General features: G+C 63.3%; 13 protein-coding genes. 7 read left to right on the plus strand and 6 right to left on the minus strand.

All coding sequences use genetic code 11. The features are described 5' to 3' along the window. Positions 1–100 precede the first annotated feature (100 nt). The 4 genes from ACTOWJ_RS20155 (at position 101) to ACTOWJ_RS20170 (ending at position 5613) form a co-directional block, all read left to right on the plus strand. Positions 101–1651, plus strand: a complete 1551-nt coding sequence (locus ACTOWJ_RS20155; protein WP_441336407.1) for an RNA-binding protein — start codon at positions 101–103, stop codon at positions 1649–1651. A gap of 1079 nt (positions 1652–2730) precedes the next feature. Then, complete coding sequence (locus tag ACTOWJ_RS20160; RefSeq protein WP_441336408.1) at positions 2731–3963, plus strand: RtcB family protein; 1233 nt, start codon at positions 2731–2733, stop codon at positions 3961–3963. A 169-nt stretch (positions 3964–4132) separates the two neighbouring features. Continuing rightward, the gene (gene rtcA, locus ACTOWJ_RS20165) at positions 4133–5155 is read left to right on the plus strand and encodes an RNA 3'-terminal phosphate cyclase (RefSeq protein ID WP_441336409.1); all 1023 of its coding nucleotides are present in this window, start codon (positions 4133–4135) and stop codon (positions 5153–5155) included. A 212-nt stretch (positions 5156–5367) separates the two neighbouring features. Then, the gene (locus ACTOWJ_RS20170; protein ID WP_441336410.1) at positions 5368–5613 is read left to right on the plus strand and encodes a hypothetical protein; all 246 of its coding nucleotides are present in this window, start codon (positions 5368–5370) and stop codon (positions 5611–5613) included. Positions 5614–5686: 73 nt separating this feature from the next. On the opposite strand, the gene ACTOWJ_RS20175 is transcribed toward ACTOWJ_RS20170, so the two are convergent. Beyond that, positions 5687–7741 carry a DUF7933 domain-containing protein gene (locus tag ACTOWJ_RS20175; protein WP_441336411.1) on the minus strand — a complete coding sequence of 685 codons (2055 nt, stop codon included), beginning with the start codon at positions 7739–7741 and terminating at the stop codon, positions 5687–5689. Positions 7742–8039: 298 nt separating this feature from the next. Between ACTOWJ_RS20175 and ACTOWJ_RS20180 the strand changes: the two genes are divergently transcribed. From ACTOWJ_RS20180 to ACTOWJ_RS20190, 3 genes are all read left to right on the plus strand, one after another. Next, the gene (locus ACTOWJ_RS20180) at positions 8040–8384 is read left to right on the plus strand and encodes a VOC family protein (protein ID WP_441336412.1); all 345 of its coding nucleotides are present in this window, start codon (positions 8040–8042) and stop codon (positions 8382–8384) included. Between the two features lie 151 nt (positions 8385–8535). After that, complete coding sequence (locus ACTOWJ_RS20185) at positions 8536–9093, plus strand: GrpB family protein (RefSeq protein WP_441336413.1); 558 nt, start codon at positions 8536–8538, stop codon at positions 9091–9093. Positions 9094–9447: 354 nt separating this feature from the next. Beyond that, a complete protein-coding gene (locus ACTOWJ_RS20190; RefSeq protein ID WP_441336414.1) occupies positions 9448–10086 on the plus strand; it encodes a DUF6988 family protein in 639 nt (212 codons plus the stop codon). A 1014-nt stretch (positions 10087–11100) separates the two neighbouring features. On the opposite strand, the gene ACTOWJ_RS20195 is transcribed toward ACTOWJ_RS20190, so the two are convergent. From ACTOWJ_RS20195 to ACTOWJ_RS20215, 5 genes are all read right to left on the minus strand, one after another. Further along, positions 11101–11286, minus strand: a complete 186-nt coding sequence (locus tag ACTOWJ_RS20195; protein ID WP_441336415.1) for a hypothetical protein — start codon at positions 11284–11286, stop codon at positions 11101–11103. Next, positions 11279–11899, minus strand: coding sequence for a hypothetical protein (locus ACTOWJ_RS20200; RefSeq protein WP_441336416.1), 621 nt, complete (start codon positions 11897–11899; stop codon positions 11279–11281). The genes ACTOWJ_RS20195 and ACTOWJ_RS20200 overlap by 8 nt, the downstream gene beginning before the upstream one ends. A 67-nt stretch (positions 11900–11966) precedes the next feature. Further along, positions 11967–14615: a toprim domain-containing protein gene (locus ACTOWJ_RS20205; protein WP_441336417.1), complete on the minus strand. Its 2649-nt coding sequence runs from the start codon at positions 14613–14615 to the stop codon at positions 11967–11969. A gap of 106 nt (positions 14616–14721) precedes the next feature. After that, positions 14722–14997 carry an ogr/Delta-like zinc finger family protein gene (locus tag ACTOWJ_RS20210; RefSeq protein WP_082647716.1) on the minus strand — a complete coding sequence of 92 codons (276 nt, stop codon included), beginning with the start codon at positions 14995–14997 and terminating at the stop codon, positions 14722–14724. Positions 14998–14999: 2 nt separating this feature from the next. Further along, a complete protein-coding gene (locus tag ACTOWJ_RS20215; protein ID WP_083512590.1) occupies positions 15000–15215 on the minus strand; it encodes a DNA-binding protein in 216 nt (71 codons plus the stop codon). Between the last annotated feature and the right edge of the window lie 10 nt (positions 15216–15225).

Genomic DNA, 15225 nt, shown 5'->3' on the forward strand with positions numbered 1-15225 from the left:
CTGCCGTATTTACTTAAAAATCAAAAGGATATGGATTAGCGGCCGGGGTTGGCACGGCGCTTGCTCTAGTACAGGCAAGTCCCGAACAAGGAATGCTCCGATGGCCAACCTCAATCTCTTCGCTTCCGTACGCGGCGCCTTGGCGCCGGCGGCGACCATGCGCAATGAAGCCGGCGGCCTGGCGTACGCACGCCGTCCGCAATCGGCCCTGGCGCTGTACGCGGCGACCGGTTGCTTGAACAACACCTTCTACGCCAGCGCCGAGGAACAGCTCGATCACACACTCGCGCTGTGCGCGCAGGTGGAGCCGGCCTTCGTCGCCAAGACCGCGATCTATGCGCGTCAGCGCGGCCACATGAAGGACATGCCGGCGCTGTTGCTGGCCAGCCTGACGGTGCGCGACGGCGAGGCGTTCGAGCGCGCCTTCGCGCGGGTGATCGATAACGGCCGGATGCTGCGCAACTTCGTTCAGATCGTGCGCAGCGGGCGGATCGGCCGCAAGTCGCTGGGTTCGCGTCCCAAGCGGCTGGTGCGGCAGTGGCTGGAGAACGCGTCGGTCGAGCAGATCATGGCCGCGGCGATCGGCAATCAGCCCTCGCTTGCGGACGTGATCAAGATGGTTCACCCCAAGCCCGCCGACGCCGAGCGCGCCGCGCTGTACGCGTGGCTGATCGGCAAGCCGTGCGACGAGGCGGCGCTGCCGGCCAAGGTGCGTGCGTACGAGGCCTTCAAGCGCTCGCCCGACGCGCCGATGCCGAAGCTGCCGTTCCAGTACTACACCGCGCTGCCGTTGAGCGTGGCGCACTGGACCCAGCTGGCGCGCACGGTGTCGTGGCAGACGCTGCGCATGAATCTCAACACGTTCCAGCGTCATGGCGTGTTCGAGGATCAGGCGATGGTGCATGAGACGGTCGCGCGTTTGACCGATGCCGATGAGATCCGCAACGCCCGTGTGTTTCCGTATCAGCTGCTGAGCGCGTATCACGCCGGAGCCGGTCTGCCGGCGCCGATCGTGGCGGCCTTGCAGGATGCGATGGAGATCGCGACCCGGCAGGTGCCGGCGCTGGAGGGCGAGGTGGTGGTGGCGGTGGACGTGTCGGGGTCGATGGCCTCGCCGATCACCGGTTATCGCCAGGGCTCGACCACCAAGGTGCGTTGCGTGGACGTGGCGGCGCTGATCGCCGCGTGCATCCAGCGCAACCATCCGGGCGCGCGGGTGCTGCCGTTCGATACCCAGGTACGCCCGCTGCGATTGAACCCGCGCGACAGCGTGACCACCCAGGCGGCGCAGTTGGCGGCCTTGTGCGGCGGCGGTACCGCGGTGAGCGCGCCGTTGGCGCGGTTGAATGCGCAGAAGGCGAAGGTTGATCTGTTGGTGATGGTGTCCGACAACGAAAGCTGGCGCGACACCCGCAGCGGCGGCGCCACCGCGACGATGCGCGAGTGGGCGCAGATCAAGGCGCGCTGTCCGAATGCGCGGCTGGTCTGCATCGACCTGCAGCCGACCGCGACCGGCCAGACGATCGAGTCGGCCGCTGTGCTGCACATCGGCGGTTTCAGCGACGCGGTGTTCGACCTGTTGGCGGTGTATGCCGCCCAGGGCGGCGACGCGGCGCGATGGGTGGAGCGGATCGATTCGATCCCGCTCTGAGGCGATCCACGGACCGCCGCAAAGCGGCGCAAGGACGCGCCGGACGCGAACGCAGGGACTGGGTTCGCGTGGACGGGCAGGAGGCTCGTCCGCCGCACGCGCCAGGGAGGTGTGAGGCGGCGAGAGGATGCGGCCGGCGGACAATGGGGTTCGTCGGCCGGCTACGGAGGGCAAATGACAGCTGCGGCTGCATCGGCCGCTTTTGCTTGTGTGCGTTGGGCATTGGATTGGCAGCCAGTTCCTTGGTCGCGGGTTCGAGTCCCGCCCGCTGCGAGGCGGTAGCTCAGTCGGTTAGAGCAGGAAACGTTTCGTCGTCTTTAGTCGCAATGCATCGATTCTCCAGGTTCGCTATTCCCGCGTTCGCGGGAATGATGGAGTGAAGGATTCCGGCTCGGATGTTCGAGCGGACCTGACGTAAACAAGTTCCACCCGCCGTGCTGCGAATGCTCGAGCAACCACATCGGCACTCCCAAACGCGGGTTCGAATCCCGCCCGCCGCGAGGCGGTAGTTCAGTCGGGTAGAACGGGGACGGTCGGTTCGCTCCGTTAGTCGCAACACGCCGGTCCCGGCGCCGTTCGCAAGAACAGCGCGCCATCGTTTTGCCGCTGTATCGCGAATGCTTGTGGAACTACATGCATCCTGGTGTCGCAGGTTCGACTCCTGCCCGTCGCGAGACGGTAGCTCAGTGGCAGAGCACAAGACGTTCCACATCCACCCTCGTCGCGATGCATCGGTTTGCTTAAAACGCGTCACGCATGCGAATGCGGACGGAACTACAACCTTCCACGTTCAATGTTCCGTCTTTACTGGTCGCATCGTGGCGCGCCCGTCCAATCGTTTCACCGCGGCGAATGCCGGCGGAACTACATCGGTAAGCCCTTCGGGGGCGACAGGGTTCGAACCCCTGCTGCGGGCCGTTCGCGGCTCGTTGTTTACGTTCCGTCATTCTGGTCGCCGCACCTGTCGCGCGGCCGCAACGGCCAAGGCGCTTGCGCTGGCCCTGCGTGCCGCAAGGCTTCATCCTTTATCGGTCCGCGAGGGCCAGGGCCAAGAGCCCGCAACACTGAGAGCACTACCCATGAACGCCAATACCGCCAACTACGATGTCATCAACGAGCCGGGCGCCGTGCCGATCAAGCACTGGACCCGCGGCGTGCCGCTGGAAGACGAGGCGCGCCGTCAGTTGCAGAACATCGCCAAACTGCCGTTCATCCATCGCTGGGTGGCGGTGATGCCCGACGTCCATCTGGGCAAGGGCGCGACCGTGGGCTCGGTGGTGCCGACCGTGGGCGCGATCGTGCCCGCCGCGGTCGGCGTGGATATCGGCTGCGGCATGATCGCGGTGCGCACCACCCTGGCCGCCGAGGACCTGCCGGACCAGTTGGGCGGGGTGCGCGCGGCGATCGAGAAAGCCGTGCCGCACGGCCGCACCGTCGGCCGCGGGCTGCGCGACAAGGGCGCGTGGGCGAATCCGCCGGACGCCTCGTTGCAGCGTTGGGCGGGGCTGCATGAAGGGTTCGACCGCATCATCGCCAAGCATCCCAAGCTCGAGCGCAGCAATCACTTGAATCACCTGGGGACCCTGGGGACCGGCAACCACTTCGTAGAGGTCTGCCTGGACGAGGAGAATCGCGTGTGGTTCATGCTGCACTCCGGTTCGCGCGGCGTCGGCAACGCGATCGGCAGCCACTTCATCGAACTGGCCAAGCAGGACATGCGCCGTTGGATGATCAATCTGCCCGACCAGGATCTGGCGTACTTGCCCGAAGGCAGCGATCACTACGACGACTATGTGTTCGCGGTCGAGTGGGCGCAGCAGTTCGCGCGCAGTAATCGCGAGATCATGATGCAGAACGTGGTCGAGGCGGTGCGCAAGGTGATCGCCAAGCCGTTCCAGGCCCAGGCCGAAGCGGTGAATTGCCATCACAACTACGTCAACCGCGAGCATCATTTCGGCAAGGACGTGTTGGTGACCCGCAAGGGCGCGGTGAGCGCGCGCAAGGGCGAGTTGGGCATCATCCCGGGCAGCATGGGCGCCAAGAGCTTCATCGTGCGCGGCCTGGGCAATGCCGACAGCTTCCATAGCTGCAGCCACGGCGCCGGCCGCGTGATGAGCCGCACCGAGGCCAAGAAGCGGATCAGCCTGGAGGATCACGCCCGCGCCACCGCGCACGTGGAATGCCGCAAGGACGCCGAGGTGGTCGACGAATCGCCGGCCGCATACAAGTCGATCGATGCGGTCATGGCTGCGCAGAGCGACCTGGTCGAGATCGTGCATACCTTGCGTCAGGTGGTCTGCGTGAAGGGCTGAAATTGGCTGAAATGGGCCGGAGCGGGGCGCGGATGCCGATAGCATCCGCGCAACGTTCGCGCATCGATGGAAGCTCGCGCGACGATTGAACACACGAACGGCCCAGTCCGTTCGCAAGAGCAATAGGAGTACGGCGGCCGTAAGGCCGCTCATTGTCATGGATCGCAAGATGGAACTGATCGAAATCAGCGGGCAGGAAGGCGGCGGACAGCTGCTGCGCACCGCATTGAGCTTGAGCCTGTGCACCGGCACCGCATTCGAGATGCAGCACATCCGCGCCAAGCGTTCGCGCCCGGGCCTGATGCGCCAGCATTTGACCGCGGTCGGCGCGGCGGCGCAGGTCGGCTGCGCGCATGTCGACGGCGCGCAACTGGGCGCGACCACGCTGCGCTTCATTCCCGGCGCGGTCAACGCCGGACGTTACCGTTTCTCGATCGGCACCGCCGGTTCGGCGACCCTGGTGATGCAGACCGTATTGCCGGCGCTGTGGTCGTGCGAGGGTGCGTCCGAGGTGACCATCGAGGGCGGCACCCACAATCCGCTGGCGCCGAGCGCGGACTTCATCGCCGGGGCGTATCTGCCGGCACTGCGACGCATGGGCGTGGACACGCAGTTCGTCCTGCAGCGTCACGGCTTCTTCCCGGCCGGCGGCGGCAGCGTGCAACTGCGGGTGGCGCCGGGTGCGCGCCTGAGCCGTTGCGTGTTCGACCAGCGCGATGCGGCGCCGCGCCTGGACGCGACCGTGCTGTTGTCGGCGCTGGCCGATCAGATCGGTCAACGCGAACTCAACGTGGTCAGCGAGCGGCTGGGCCTGGGCCCGGACGCGCTGCATCTGCGTCGCGCGCAGAATGCGCAAAGCCCGGGCAACGTGCTGATGTTGCGCGTGCAGGGCGAGACCCAGCACAGCGAGTTGTTCGACGCCTTGGGCGAGCGCGGACTCAGCGCCGAGCAGGTCGCCATCGGCCTGGTCAAGAAGGTATCGGCTTATCTCGCCTCCAGCGCGGCGGTGGGCGAACACCTGTCCGACCAGTTGCTGTTGCCGATGGCCTTGGCCGGCGGCGGCGAGTTCACCACCGCTTTCATCAGCGATCACTTGTCGAGCAATGCGCGGCTGATCGAGAAGTTCCTGCCGGTCGAGATCGACTGGGTGCAGGTGGACAAGCACTGCTGGCGGGTTGTGGTGAGTTCCTGAGCGCGCGATGGCCGGGCTTGCGATGGCTTGTCCGGCGTGTGGAAACGGTGTTGTGCGCGGCGCCGAATCGGGGTACACCGTGCTCGTACCCCGAGGCGGCGCGCACTGCATCAACGCCAGCCGTGCGCGAGCGACGACAACAGCGCGGTCGCGACGGACCGCGCGGCGGGAAGTCGCTGCCGCGCCTGACTTCCTATCGATCGAGAACGGCCATGAACCGAATCATCCCCACCGCGCTGCTGCTGTCCGCCTGCCTGGCCCTGTCCGCCTGCGTCACCGGCGAAGGCGCGGGCGTGGCCGGCTTGTCGCCGCTGTGCGCGCAGGAGTATCAGCAAGCCAGCGAACGGGTGCAGGGCGGCGGCGAGCATGCCCAGGAACAGCGCGGCGCGGTCTACACCCATTACGTATCGCCGAATTGCCGGCAGGAACAAGAGCGGCTGGACAAGTCGCAGCCCTGATCGGCTTGACCGCGCTGTTCGTCAAGCGCGCGAACGGCGGCCCGCGGCTTTCGCGGCCCGCTCGCCGCGGCGCTCAGTAGTCGGCCGGATTCGAACTGAAACTCACCGGCACGTTGACGGTCACGCAACCGCCGACCGGCAACACCACGCCGGTTACCGAGATCGAGGTGTTGCCGATCGCTCCGCCGCTGGCCGGGCAGGAGCCGAGGGTGGCGCCGCTGCCCGCGCAGTTCCATGGGCCGCTCAAGGTAACGCCGGCTGGCAGGTTGTCGCTGATGGTCGCGCCGTTGGCCGCGTCCGGACCGCTTTGGTTGCACGCGACGATCCGGTAGGTGCTGCTGCCGCCTGGCGTGTAGGTGGTGGTGGCGGGGAAGTCGCTCTTGCTGATGCGCAGGCTGACCGACGGGCGCACCACCGGGGTGCTCGGCGGCGTGGGATCGGCGCAGGGCGTGGCGAGCGGGCAATTGGCGTCGCCGCCGCCGCCCACGCGCGCGGTGTTGACCATATTGCCGCTGGCGGCGAAGGCCACGTTGACGGTAAAGCCGAAGGTCGAACTGGCGGCTGCGGCGATCGCGGTGTTGCTGGTGCAGGTGAGCGTGTTCGATGCGGCCGTGCAGGCCCAGTTGGCGGCGTTGGCGCCGCTCAGCGCCACCGCGCCGTCGGGCACGCTGAGCCCGGTGGGCAACGTATCGGTGACGGTCAATGCGCCGACGGTGGCGATGTTGCCGCTGTTGCTGACCGCGATGTTGTAGGTGCCGGTGCTGCCGGCGGTGAACTGGGTCTGCGGCGTGGTCTTGTCGACGGCCAGATTCACACAGTCGACCGCGAAATTGACGCTGGCGCTGTTGTTGGTCGTGTCGATGTCGCCGAAGCCGTCGGTGGCCGAGAAATCGGCGGTGACGGTGTTGGGCACGGTCGCGTTGCAGGTCGCGTTGTTGGCGACGGTGCCGCTGATGTTGAAGGTCAGGGTGCCGCCCGGGGCCAGCGAATAGCCGCCGGTGAAACTCAAGCTGCCGGTGCCGCTCGGAGCCGGGCAGGTCGAACCCGCGCTCGCGGTACAGGTCCAGGTCGCGCCGGCGATCTGTGCCGGCAAGGTGTCGACCAGATCCGGCGCGTCCGTGCCGGGAATATTCGGCGCCTGATTGCCAGCGGCGGTGGCGTTGATGTCCAGATTGGTCATCACGATTTGATAAGTCACCGGCTGGCCGCGTCGGATGCGCGGAGCGGAGACGGTTTTGGTCAAACCGATGTTGGCCGGCACTGCGGCCAATACGTTGCGGACTTCGTGGACATTGTTCGAGCCGCCGGTCGAGCCGGAAAAGCCCATGCGCAACGTCGCCGGCGCGGTGAAGGGGAACGATTGGTTGGTCAACAGCGGGGTGATCGTGCCGCCGTTGACGCCCAGCGAGACGGTAACCAGATAACCGGTGCCATTGGGGATCAGCGCCACGCGCAGGCGTTCGTTGGCCGGGCGCGCGGTGGCGTTGGGGGTGTCGATGCCGCCGCCGCCGACCGCCGCGCCGGCGATGTAGCGGTTCTGATCGGTCTGCGGCCCTCGCAGGACCAGACGATCAGCTACCGAGCCCGGACTCATGCCACCGGCCGGGCAAAAACCGGCCGCGCCCTCGGAGGAGAAATTGCCGAACTCGTCCAGCCCGATGCCCAGATACCCGCCGACGCCGTTGCAGTAACCCAGGCTGGCGCCGGGCTGGGCGCCGGCCATGGTCGTGCCCGAGTCGTAGAGAAAGAACGCGGTGCCGTCGGCGCCGGTGCCGCCCCAATTGACGTAGTCGAATTCGACGATCACGCCTTGCGTAGACGAGAACGAGCCGCCGGTGTAGAGGGCCAGGCCCTGCTGACTGTTGCTGTTGGTGGTCAGGCGCAGCCAGCCGCTGCCGTTGGCATCGTTGACGTTATTGGGGATCGCGCCATAGCCGCCGGTGAGGATGCCGCTGTCGTTGGTGCCGGCGTTGTTGGTGCCGGTGACGGTCCAGCCCGTCTCGGTGCTGTTGCGGAACGACGAGGTGACCTTGAACTGCGCCTGCGCATTGGACATGCACAGCGCTGCCGCCGTCAGGCTCAGGCATACCGCCACGCCGGCGCACCGGCGATGACTCGATCTGGACATGTCGTTCCCCAAAACAAACCGGCGCCCCGTTGGACGCGCCCGGCACTTGGCCAGCATCGGCATGTTTGGATGAAGTTTGGGTAAAAAGAGTGTTTTTCTGTGACGTGGAAACTGCAATTCTGGTGCTTCGTCGCAGATCGCGGCGGCCCCGGCGGCCGGCGATCGGACGCATGCGCCCTGTCGTGCCTTGGGGAAACCCGCGCGAACCAGGGGTGGATTCTTGCTGTGGCGCCCGCGCCGCGCAAGGCTTATGGTCACGGCCAGCGATGCCCAGGGCGGGCGCGGAGGGTCGAAAGCCATGCAGATCCAGTACCTCGAGATCGTGACCGAACAAGTCGACGCCGTGTGCACCGCGTACGCCGCGGCGCACGACGTGCAGTTCGGCGAACCCGACGCCAGCCTAGGCAACGCGCGAACCGCCGTGTTGGCGGGCGGCGGACGGGTTGGAGTGCGCGCACCCTTGCGCGATACCGAGGCGCCGGTGGTTCGGCCTTACTGGTTGGTGAAGGACATCGAAGCGGCCGTCGCCGCGGTGGTGCAGGCCGGCGGGTATCTCGCCGTCGAGCCCACGCCGATCCCCGGCCACGGCACTTTCGCGATCTATCTCCAAGGCGGAAACGATCACGGCCTGTGGCAGCTCTAGCGGCCGGCGGGACTTTGGCGACCGCAGCGTGGCCAGCGCCGTCCTCGCCATGACCGGGCCGCAGGGCGAGCTTGTGGCGCCGCAACCTCCCGCGGCAGCCGTTCGGAGCGCCTCAACCTTCCTGCGGCGTTCGGCTTGTTCGGTGTGAACGATGAATCAGCAACGCATCATCACGATCGTCGACTACGATCCGTCCTGGCCGCGGACATTCGACGAACTGAAATCCGCGGTCCTGCGCGTTCTCGGAGATATCACCCTGTCGGTCGAGCATGTCGGCAGTACCTCGGTTCCCGGGCTCGCGGCCAAGCCGATCATCGATATGGATGTCGTCGTAGCGTCGGCGGCTGAGGTGCCACGGGCGATCGAGCGATTGGCGACGCTTGGATACGCGCATCGCGGCGACCTGGGGATCGAGGGGCGAGACGCTTTTTACAGCCCGCCCGAATTGCCCGTGCATCATCTGTATGTCTGCGTCCACGATGCCATCGCGCTGGCGAATCATCTGACGATCCGCGACTATCTTCGAAGGAATCAAGCCGCCGCGAGAACCTATGGCTTGCTCAAGATGCGACTCGCCAAGATGTTTCCGACGGACGTGGATCGATACACCGACGGAAAGTCCGGCTTTCTTCTCTCGATCCTGCGGGAAAACGACTTTCCCGACGAAGTCCTGACCGCGATCGGCGAAGCGAACCGGGCGGATCGATGAAAACCCGCGTCTTCATGCGGTCGTGGCCGATGACCGCTCGGACGCGCGGGCCCATCGTCGTTTCCGCTCGCGCGAAATCGTGCTGGCGCTGTTCCTGGATCGCAGCAGATCCGAAGGCGGGTCGTTTTTCCGCTGCCTGGCGTGGCCGGAGCGGTGGCGATGCCGATATCCGCACCCGGCCAGACCTGCGCGATACCTGCGCCCCAATGATGGATTGGATCGAAAGCCATTAAAAACAATTGGTTGCGGGTGGCTGGTGCACTATTGGTACGCTGCGATAGCAATCTCGGTCCCCCTCACACGATCGCCGTCAAGCTCCCAAATGGACAGCGCACGATTCAAAAGTAGCGTCCGATGACCTCAGCAGCCGTACAAGTCACTCTCCCTGAGCAGGTAGAGACGTCGAAGCGCGTATGCCAATGGCTGGCCGCTAATACCAAGACACTGTCGTTCAACACGACAAAGCGAGCAAAATTGGCTTGCTCATCTTTGTTGCTCGCATTGGAGCATCACGAAGGTTTGGTTGAACTGATCGGAATGGGAAAGGTTGGTGCGGGTTTAGCACTCAGCCGTTCCATACTCGATAGTTACGTGCTGGGGCTTTGGATAGCGGACATTGCAACACCCGAGCTGCTCGTTGATTTTGTCAATGACAAATTTACCTTCAGTCTTAAGAAGATACTTCCCAAGCTCAGAGACAACTCTGTTTTCACGTTGGAATTGACTCAGGACTTGGAGAAGTTGATTGATGAGATGAACGGATTTACTCACGGTAATATGGCTCAACTTCAGTGGCGCTACTCCAAACAAGACATCCAGCCTCGATATCCAGAACAACTTCAAGTCGCAATGCTCCGCACGGCAAGCATGTTCGCATTCTTATCGGCCTATAAGTATCAGACTCTCGCCAATCATATCGAGCTGCGAGACCGTCTGCTCTCCGAGGTAAACGTTCGCCTCGGTTTTATCTTCGCTGAGATTCCAAGTTCTTGACGTTGCCAGATAGACAAAAAAAGCCCGGGTTTCCCGGGCTTTTTCGTTATAAAGCGACGTTCCGTTTGCGTTGATGATCCCACCATTCCGCTACGTCACGAGTATCGAAGACCTCTCCGACGCGATCTGGTAGAAGGCGGGCGCACAATTTATTACGCATCGTTTTGATTGTTGCGCTAGGGAAAAATTCATCTCGCAGCTCACCTAACGTTATCGTCGCACCATGCTTGCCGTAAAGAATCCAGAACGTAGACAGGTCAGTGGCGCTCAAGTTGCCTCCGATAGTTTCAGCTGGCGGAGCCGCCTCGGAATTGTACGGACTGCGTTGTAACGTCGCAGCCAGAAGAGGAACGCTCGTACCCGGCACCACCGATTTAGGTCGCCTCCGGCGCTGTAACAGATACGTCCGTCAATACATGCAACAACCCGGCGTGTGGGCGTCCGTGTACGGCGACGACGCGAGACCCATATTTGTCCGATTGCGATCTCGGGTGTCCTACTCATCGCAGGCATCTCGCGCAGGTAAATCGGTTGATCTGTCGGCCTGCCTGTTGAACGATCCGAATACGACCACCGCCGATTGCGCGCGCGAGGTTGCAGCGATGGCAGCGACGCGCATAGACGGTCAACGGGGAGCGACAGGCGACGACGGGCCAGGGCGCGGCCGGCGCGCTCTCCAAAGGAGCGCGCCGGCCGCCGAAGCGATTGATTGTTCGACCCATCGTTAGCCCCCTCGCGCAAACGCTAGAGGGTACTGCACAACGCCCGCCATGTCGTACTGCGGTTCTACTGTCAAAGGCTCGGCCCGACGAACGCGAGGGCGTGGCGTGGCGTTGATCCATAGCCATTCCTGCAATGCGTCGCCCACGCTCGCGCGCTTGACGGTTTGGCGACACTCGCATTCCAGCAAATGACCGCCGCCCGCAGCCGCGGCGCGCTGGTCGTGCATATGGCGGGCTGTGTGTCCGTTGATGCACGTAGGCAAAGTGACTTGATGCGAAATCTGCCGTTGGGTCATACGTCCCCCCAAGTGCGGCGCACCGCCTGCGGCCCTTGCAGACGACATAGCCCGGTGGCTGTAACGCCGCACGCCAGCAGGGCGCGGCGGAACTCGCGGCGTTGCGCGTACTGCCGCGCGGTGTTGCCGAAGCGACCGGCCAATGCAAGCCGAACAATGAAACGTTGGATTGGCTTAGTCATGCGCGCCACCCTTGGCCGACGCGCGGGCAGAAGCTAGTGCAGCGATTGCCGTCGCCACGTCCTCAGGCAGCGGAATGAAATTGAGGTACTCGCAAAGTTCCTCGCCCAGGACGGTTTCGGAATCGTCCCAACGCGGATCGCGGCATCGCCAAGTGCCGGTGCCGATGCGCGCCCAGGTCCGCGCGACTGCGGCACCGTGGCCGGCGACACGCGCCGTTTGCCGGATCGAGTCATGGCCTATGACCAATACGATTTCGATATTGACCGGATCAGGCTGCGGCAGTTTTTCGCGGAACTCGGCCGCCAGTTTTGCGCACGAAATCGCGCGGCGGTCCGAAAGCTTGGCGAGGTCTTCGGCGCCTTGAGCCAGAAGAACGCGATCAGCACTCGGGGCGAGGGGGTTGCCGCGGTGAACTTCCGCCATCGCCCGATTCTCGTCGGCTTCTGCGCGGTGACGCGCCTCGGCGGCGTCGAAATAGGCGATGGAACGGCGCAGGTTGCCGGCCAATCGCGATTCGTCGCGGGCGAGCGTGCTAGCCTTTCCAGTGGTCCCGGTGCCGCGATCCGCGTGGGGTGCTGCCGCTGCCGGCTTCGTGTCGGTGCTGTGGTGCATGGTTCTCTCCATTTACTGCGTGGTGATGGCCTTGGGGAGAGCGCTAACTCTCCCGCCGGGGCCGCTCTTATGCTTCGCGCCGGAAAATCCAGCACTTTTTTGTGGCGTTGTTGATTCGGGAGTTAACGGCGGCGTTGTCTACGAACTTGCGGACCTGCGAGGTTCGCAGTAGCCGTTTCAGTTCCGTCATGTCGCACGGCAGCCGGCTACCAGCTTTGGAGAGCCGGGCCTCAAGTTCCACTAGGCTGACTGCGATAAGTTTTTGGTCGCGATGATGATTGAGCGTGGAGCCTTCGCTATCCCCATGCACGTAGTCGAACAGTTCCCAGAACGTTTGCACGTGCGGGTGATCGGCATTGATCGCCACTTGGCGTTCCAATGCCATGCCGATAAGCGCGCTGTGCGTTTCGCTATACTGCGTGTCGGTCATCGGTACAACCAATCGCAGCGCATCCACAAACGCCATGATCTGCGCGTGATTCTTCGCGAGTCGGTTGTTCTTCATATCGGCCAAGGCCATCAATTGATTTGAATAGTCGTTGGTGTTCTCGGTGATGATCTTCATTACGTCGCGTTCGCGCTGCACCGCCATGAGCGCAAACCCGGACACCGCAGCAACGTCGATGCCCGATAGTTGTTCTGCGATGGCCTTGTTCGCGGCGCTGTGCAGCTTCTTATCGAACGTCATATGCACAATGCGTTCCATAACCGCATTGCTCGCGCTCACCGCCGCGTTCTGTTCGATCAGGATCGAGCCGCGAAACGGCGGGTCGTAAGTATCGGTGCCCGAGTTTTTTAAGCCGATGGCGCGGCCGACGTGGCCGTTATACAGCGGCTTGATTTCGTCCCAATCGAAGCGCTTTTGTTTGTTGTCATCTTCCTTGCCGCGATCCGACTCGATCAACACAACGGGAAGATTCGCGCCTTGCGTGAAGGTCCGCATTCGACCGGCCAAAGTCGATTTGGTCGGGTCGGTGCCTTCATGACCGGTGCGCCCGACCAGCTTCCAAAGGAAATCAATCAGCGTTGATTTGCCGGTGCCGGGCTCGCCCGACATTTCAAGGAACGGCAGGCTCTGCTGTTTTGCTCGAATTTGCTCGGCGAACAGGGTTCCGAACCAGAAGGCGAGCGACACCATGCCTTTGACGCCGTAACAGGCCCAAATCATGTTCAGCCAGTCGCTGCGGTAGTCCTCGCGCTTGAGGTTGAGCGCAAGTCCCATGCTCTCGTTGAGGCTCTTAATCGACAGCTTGCCAATGTCGAAATAGTCTTCGTCGTTGCGCTTGTAGATCACGCCATCTTTCACGGCTACGTCGCCGAACACGTAGCAGCCGTGTTCGCGGGTGTAGCCGATGAAATTGATCGTCTCGACTTCCTTGATGTTGAACAGCATTTCTTTCATTACGCGATCCAGTTGGGGCGTGGAGCCGCTGAATTGCGCGCCACGGGCCACCCCGTAGGCGCGTTTTTTGAACTCGCTCGCCGTCGCGATCTGCGTCGCGGTGAATGTGTCTTTGACGGGCTGGCCGCCATGAGGGAAGGCGATTCGGAAGTAATACCAACTCTCGTTGGTGAGCCGGTTTGACTGGAAATAGAGCGCGGTCGGGTTGAAGTTCGCGAACTCCGACACAGAAAACGAACGCTTCAGTGCTTCGTCGCGTTTCTCTTCGTCTGATAGGTCGGAATCGCCTTCGCCGAGCTTGTCTTTGGCCTCTTTGTACGCGGCGTCATTGAAGGCGGCCCAAAACATGCTGTTGCCGTGCTCGAAATGAAACGAGGCACGTTCGGTGCGTTTGTAGATGAGTCGGGCTTTCTCGGTCGGCGTTTCCGCGCATAACAACGCGCCTTCGTACAAATACGCTTCGCGATCCTTTGGGGTGAGCGTTCCGCGTTGGTGGGCGTCGTTCCAATCGACCTTGTCGCGTCCCTGTCTCGGGATGATGGCTGCGGTTGCAGCCCAACCCTCGGTCCGCGCACGGCGAACCCATCGAAGAGCGTAGCCGCGGCCGGCTTTGTCGTCGTCAAGTGCAAACACCAACTGCGGCGGACTGGTGCCGGATGCCTCGCATTCGGCACGCAGTCGCTTGAGAGAGATTTCGGGATAGTTGTTGCACGACATAAGCGCTCGGGCCGCGACGCCGTTTAGCTCCAGCGCGTAGGCGTCAAAAATGCCCTCGGACAACCACAGTTGCTTAGGCGCCTTCGCGCTGTCGGGCAGTTGCCACCACTCGCCGGCCCGATCCTTGCCGGGTGCGAACTTGGCCTTTTGCTTTCCGAAGCGTTCAGGGCGATCAATGAAGCGCTCCCACCAACTGCCATTGGGCAGCGCAAAGCGGACCGTCGCGGTGCCGATCCTCAGTTCGTGGTCGTAATGCCGTTCCTGCGTGTAAAGGCCGCGCAGGCGGGTAAGCGCGAAGCCCCGCGCCTCTCTCAGATAGGCATCGGCGGCGGCATGTGGTTCGGCATCGGTCGTCTTGATGCGGTCGGAGTAGCTTTCGAACAAGTCGCGATAGATATCGCGGATGTAGATGACGACACCGCAATTGTTTTCGCGACCGCACTTGAGCGCGACAGGCTCCGATGCGTTGGCGTATAGCTCACGTTCGCCGCATTCGGGACACTTGCCCTTTTGATACCAACCCTGGTCACTCTTGCGCTTGAACTGGTAATCCCGTTCAAGGCGCTTGACGATTTCGTGCTGCAGTTCTTTGCGCATGGGTTACTTCGGGCAATAGGAAGCCGTGCCCGGCCAAATGGCCGTGCGGGATGGCAGTAGGTGGCGAGGCGTCGCGAGCGACGCAGACAGCTAGCGGGCGCTAGGCTCAGTCATTGGCTGCATCCATGAGCGCAAGTTCCATTTGGTGAACAATGGTGCGGATCAAGACATTGCGGGCGAAGGGCAATTGCACGTCGGGATTCGGACATGCCGAAGGTGAGGTAGTGCGGACAGCGATCAAGTCGGCAACCCAGCTATGACCGCACATGTCGTTCGTGCATCGAAACGTGACCTCGCGATACGTCGCGGTCATTTCCCGACTTGAACGCACGTTCGCGACGTGGCGGCAGTGGCCGCATTGCATGGTGAGTTGGCGACTCATGCTTACCGCTTCCCTGCGACCGCGCTCCGCTTCAGACCCAGGGCAACAGCCGCACGATGCGATTCGCCTCGGTTTCCTTTGGTTGTGCCATACAGCGCGTGGTAAACCGCCGCCGTGGTTAGGTCGTTGTCGCGGGCGAACTGAGCCATGCTGATTCCCTGGCGATGCAGCGCCGCCTTTGCCTGTTCCGGGGTCCGAATCCGTGATCGATTTGACATTGCGAAAGAT

This window comes from Lysobacter sp. CA199, assembly GCF_052078715.1.
Taxonomy (GTDB): Bacteria; Pseudomonadota; Gammaproteobacteria; order Xanthomonadales; family Xanthomonadaceae; genus Lysobacter.

Excerpts from the sequence above, each read along its gene's own strand:
- ACTOWJ_RS20155 (WP_441336407.1), top strand. The coding sequence starts at position 101 with ATGGCCAACCTCAATCTCTTCGCTTCCGTACGCGGCGCCTTGGCGCCG.
- ACTOWJ_RS20160 (WP_441336408.1), top strand. The coding sequence starts at position 2,731 with ATGAACGCCAATACCGCCAACTACGATGTCATCAACGAGCCGGGCGCC.
- rtcA (WP_441336409.1), top strand. The coding sequence starts at position 4,133 with ATGGAACTGATCGAAATCAGCGGGCAGGAAGGCGGCGGACAGCTGCTG.
- ACTOWJ_RS20170 (WP_441336410.1), top strand. The coding sequence starts at position 5,368 with ATGAACCGAATCATCCCCACCGCGCTGCTGCTGTCCGCCTGCCTGGCC.
- ACTOWJ_RS20175 (WP_441336411.1), bottom strand. The coding sequence starts at position 7,741 with ATGTCCAGATCGAGTCATCGCCGGTGCGCCGGCGTGGCGGTATGCCTG.
- ACTOWJ_RS20180 (WP_441336412.1), top strand. The coding sequence starts at position 8,040 with ATGCAGATCCAGTACCTCGAGATCGTGACCGAACAAGTCGACGCCGTG.
- ACTOWJ_RS20185 (WP_441336413.1), top strand. The coding sequence starts at position 8,536 with ATGAATCAGCAACGCATCATCACGATCGTCGACTACGATCCGTCCTGG.
- ACTOWJ_RS20190 (WP_441336414.1), top strand. The coding sequence starts at position 9,448 with ATGACCTCAGCAGCCGTACAAGTCACTCTCCCTGAGCAGGTAGAGACG.
- ACTOWJ_RS20195 (WP_441336415.1), bottom strand. The coding sequence starts at position 11,286 with ATGACTAAGCCAATCCAACGTTTCATTGTTCGGCTTGCATTGGCCGGT.
- ACTOWJ_RS20200 (WP_441336416.1), bottom strand. The coding sequence starts at position 11,899 with ATGCACCACAGCACCGACACGAAGCCGGCAGCGGCAGCACCCCACGCG.
- ACTOWJ_RS20205 (WP_441336417.1), bottom strand. The coding sequence starts at position 14,615 with ATGCGCAAAGAACTGCAGCACGAAATCGTCAAGCGCCTTGAACGGGAT.
- ACTOWJ_RS20210 (WP_082647716.1), bottom strand. The coding sequence starts at position 14,997 with ATGAGTCGCCAACTCACCATGCAATGCGGCCACTGCCGCCACGTCGCG.
- ACTOWJ_RS20215 (WP_083512590.1), bottom strand. The coding sequence starts at position 15,215 with ATGTCAAATCGATCACGGATTCGGACCCCGGAACAGGCAAAGGCGGCG.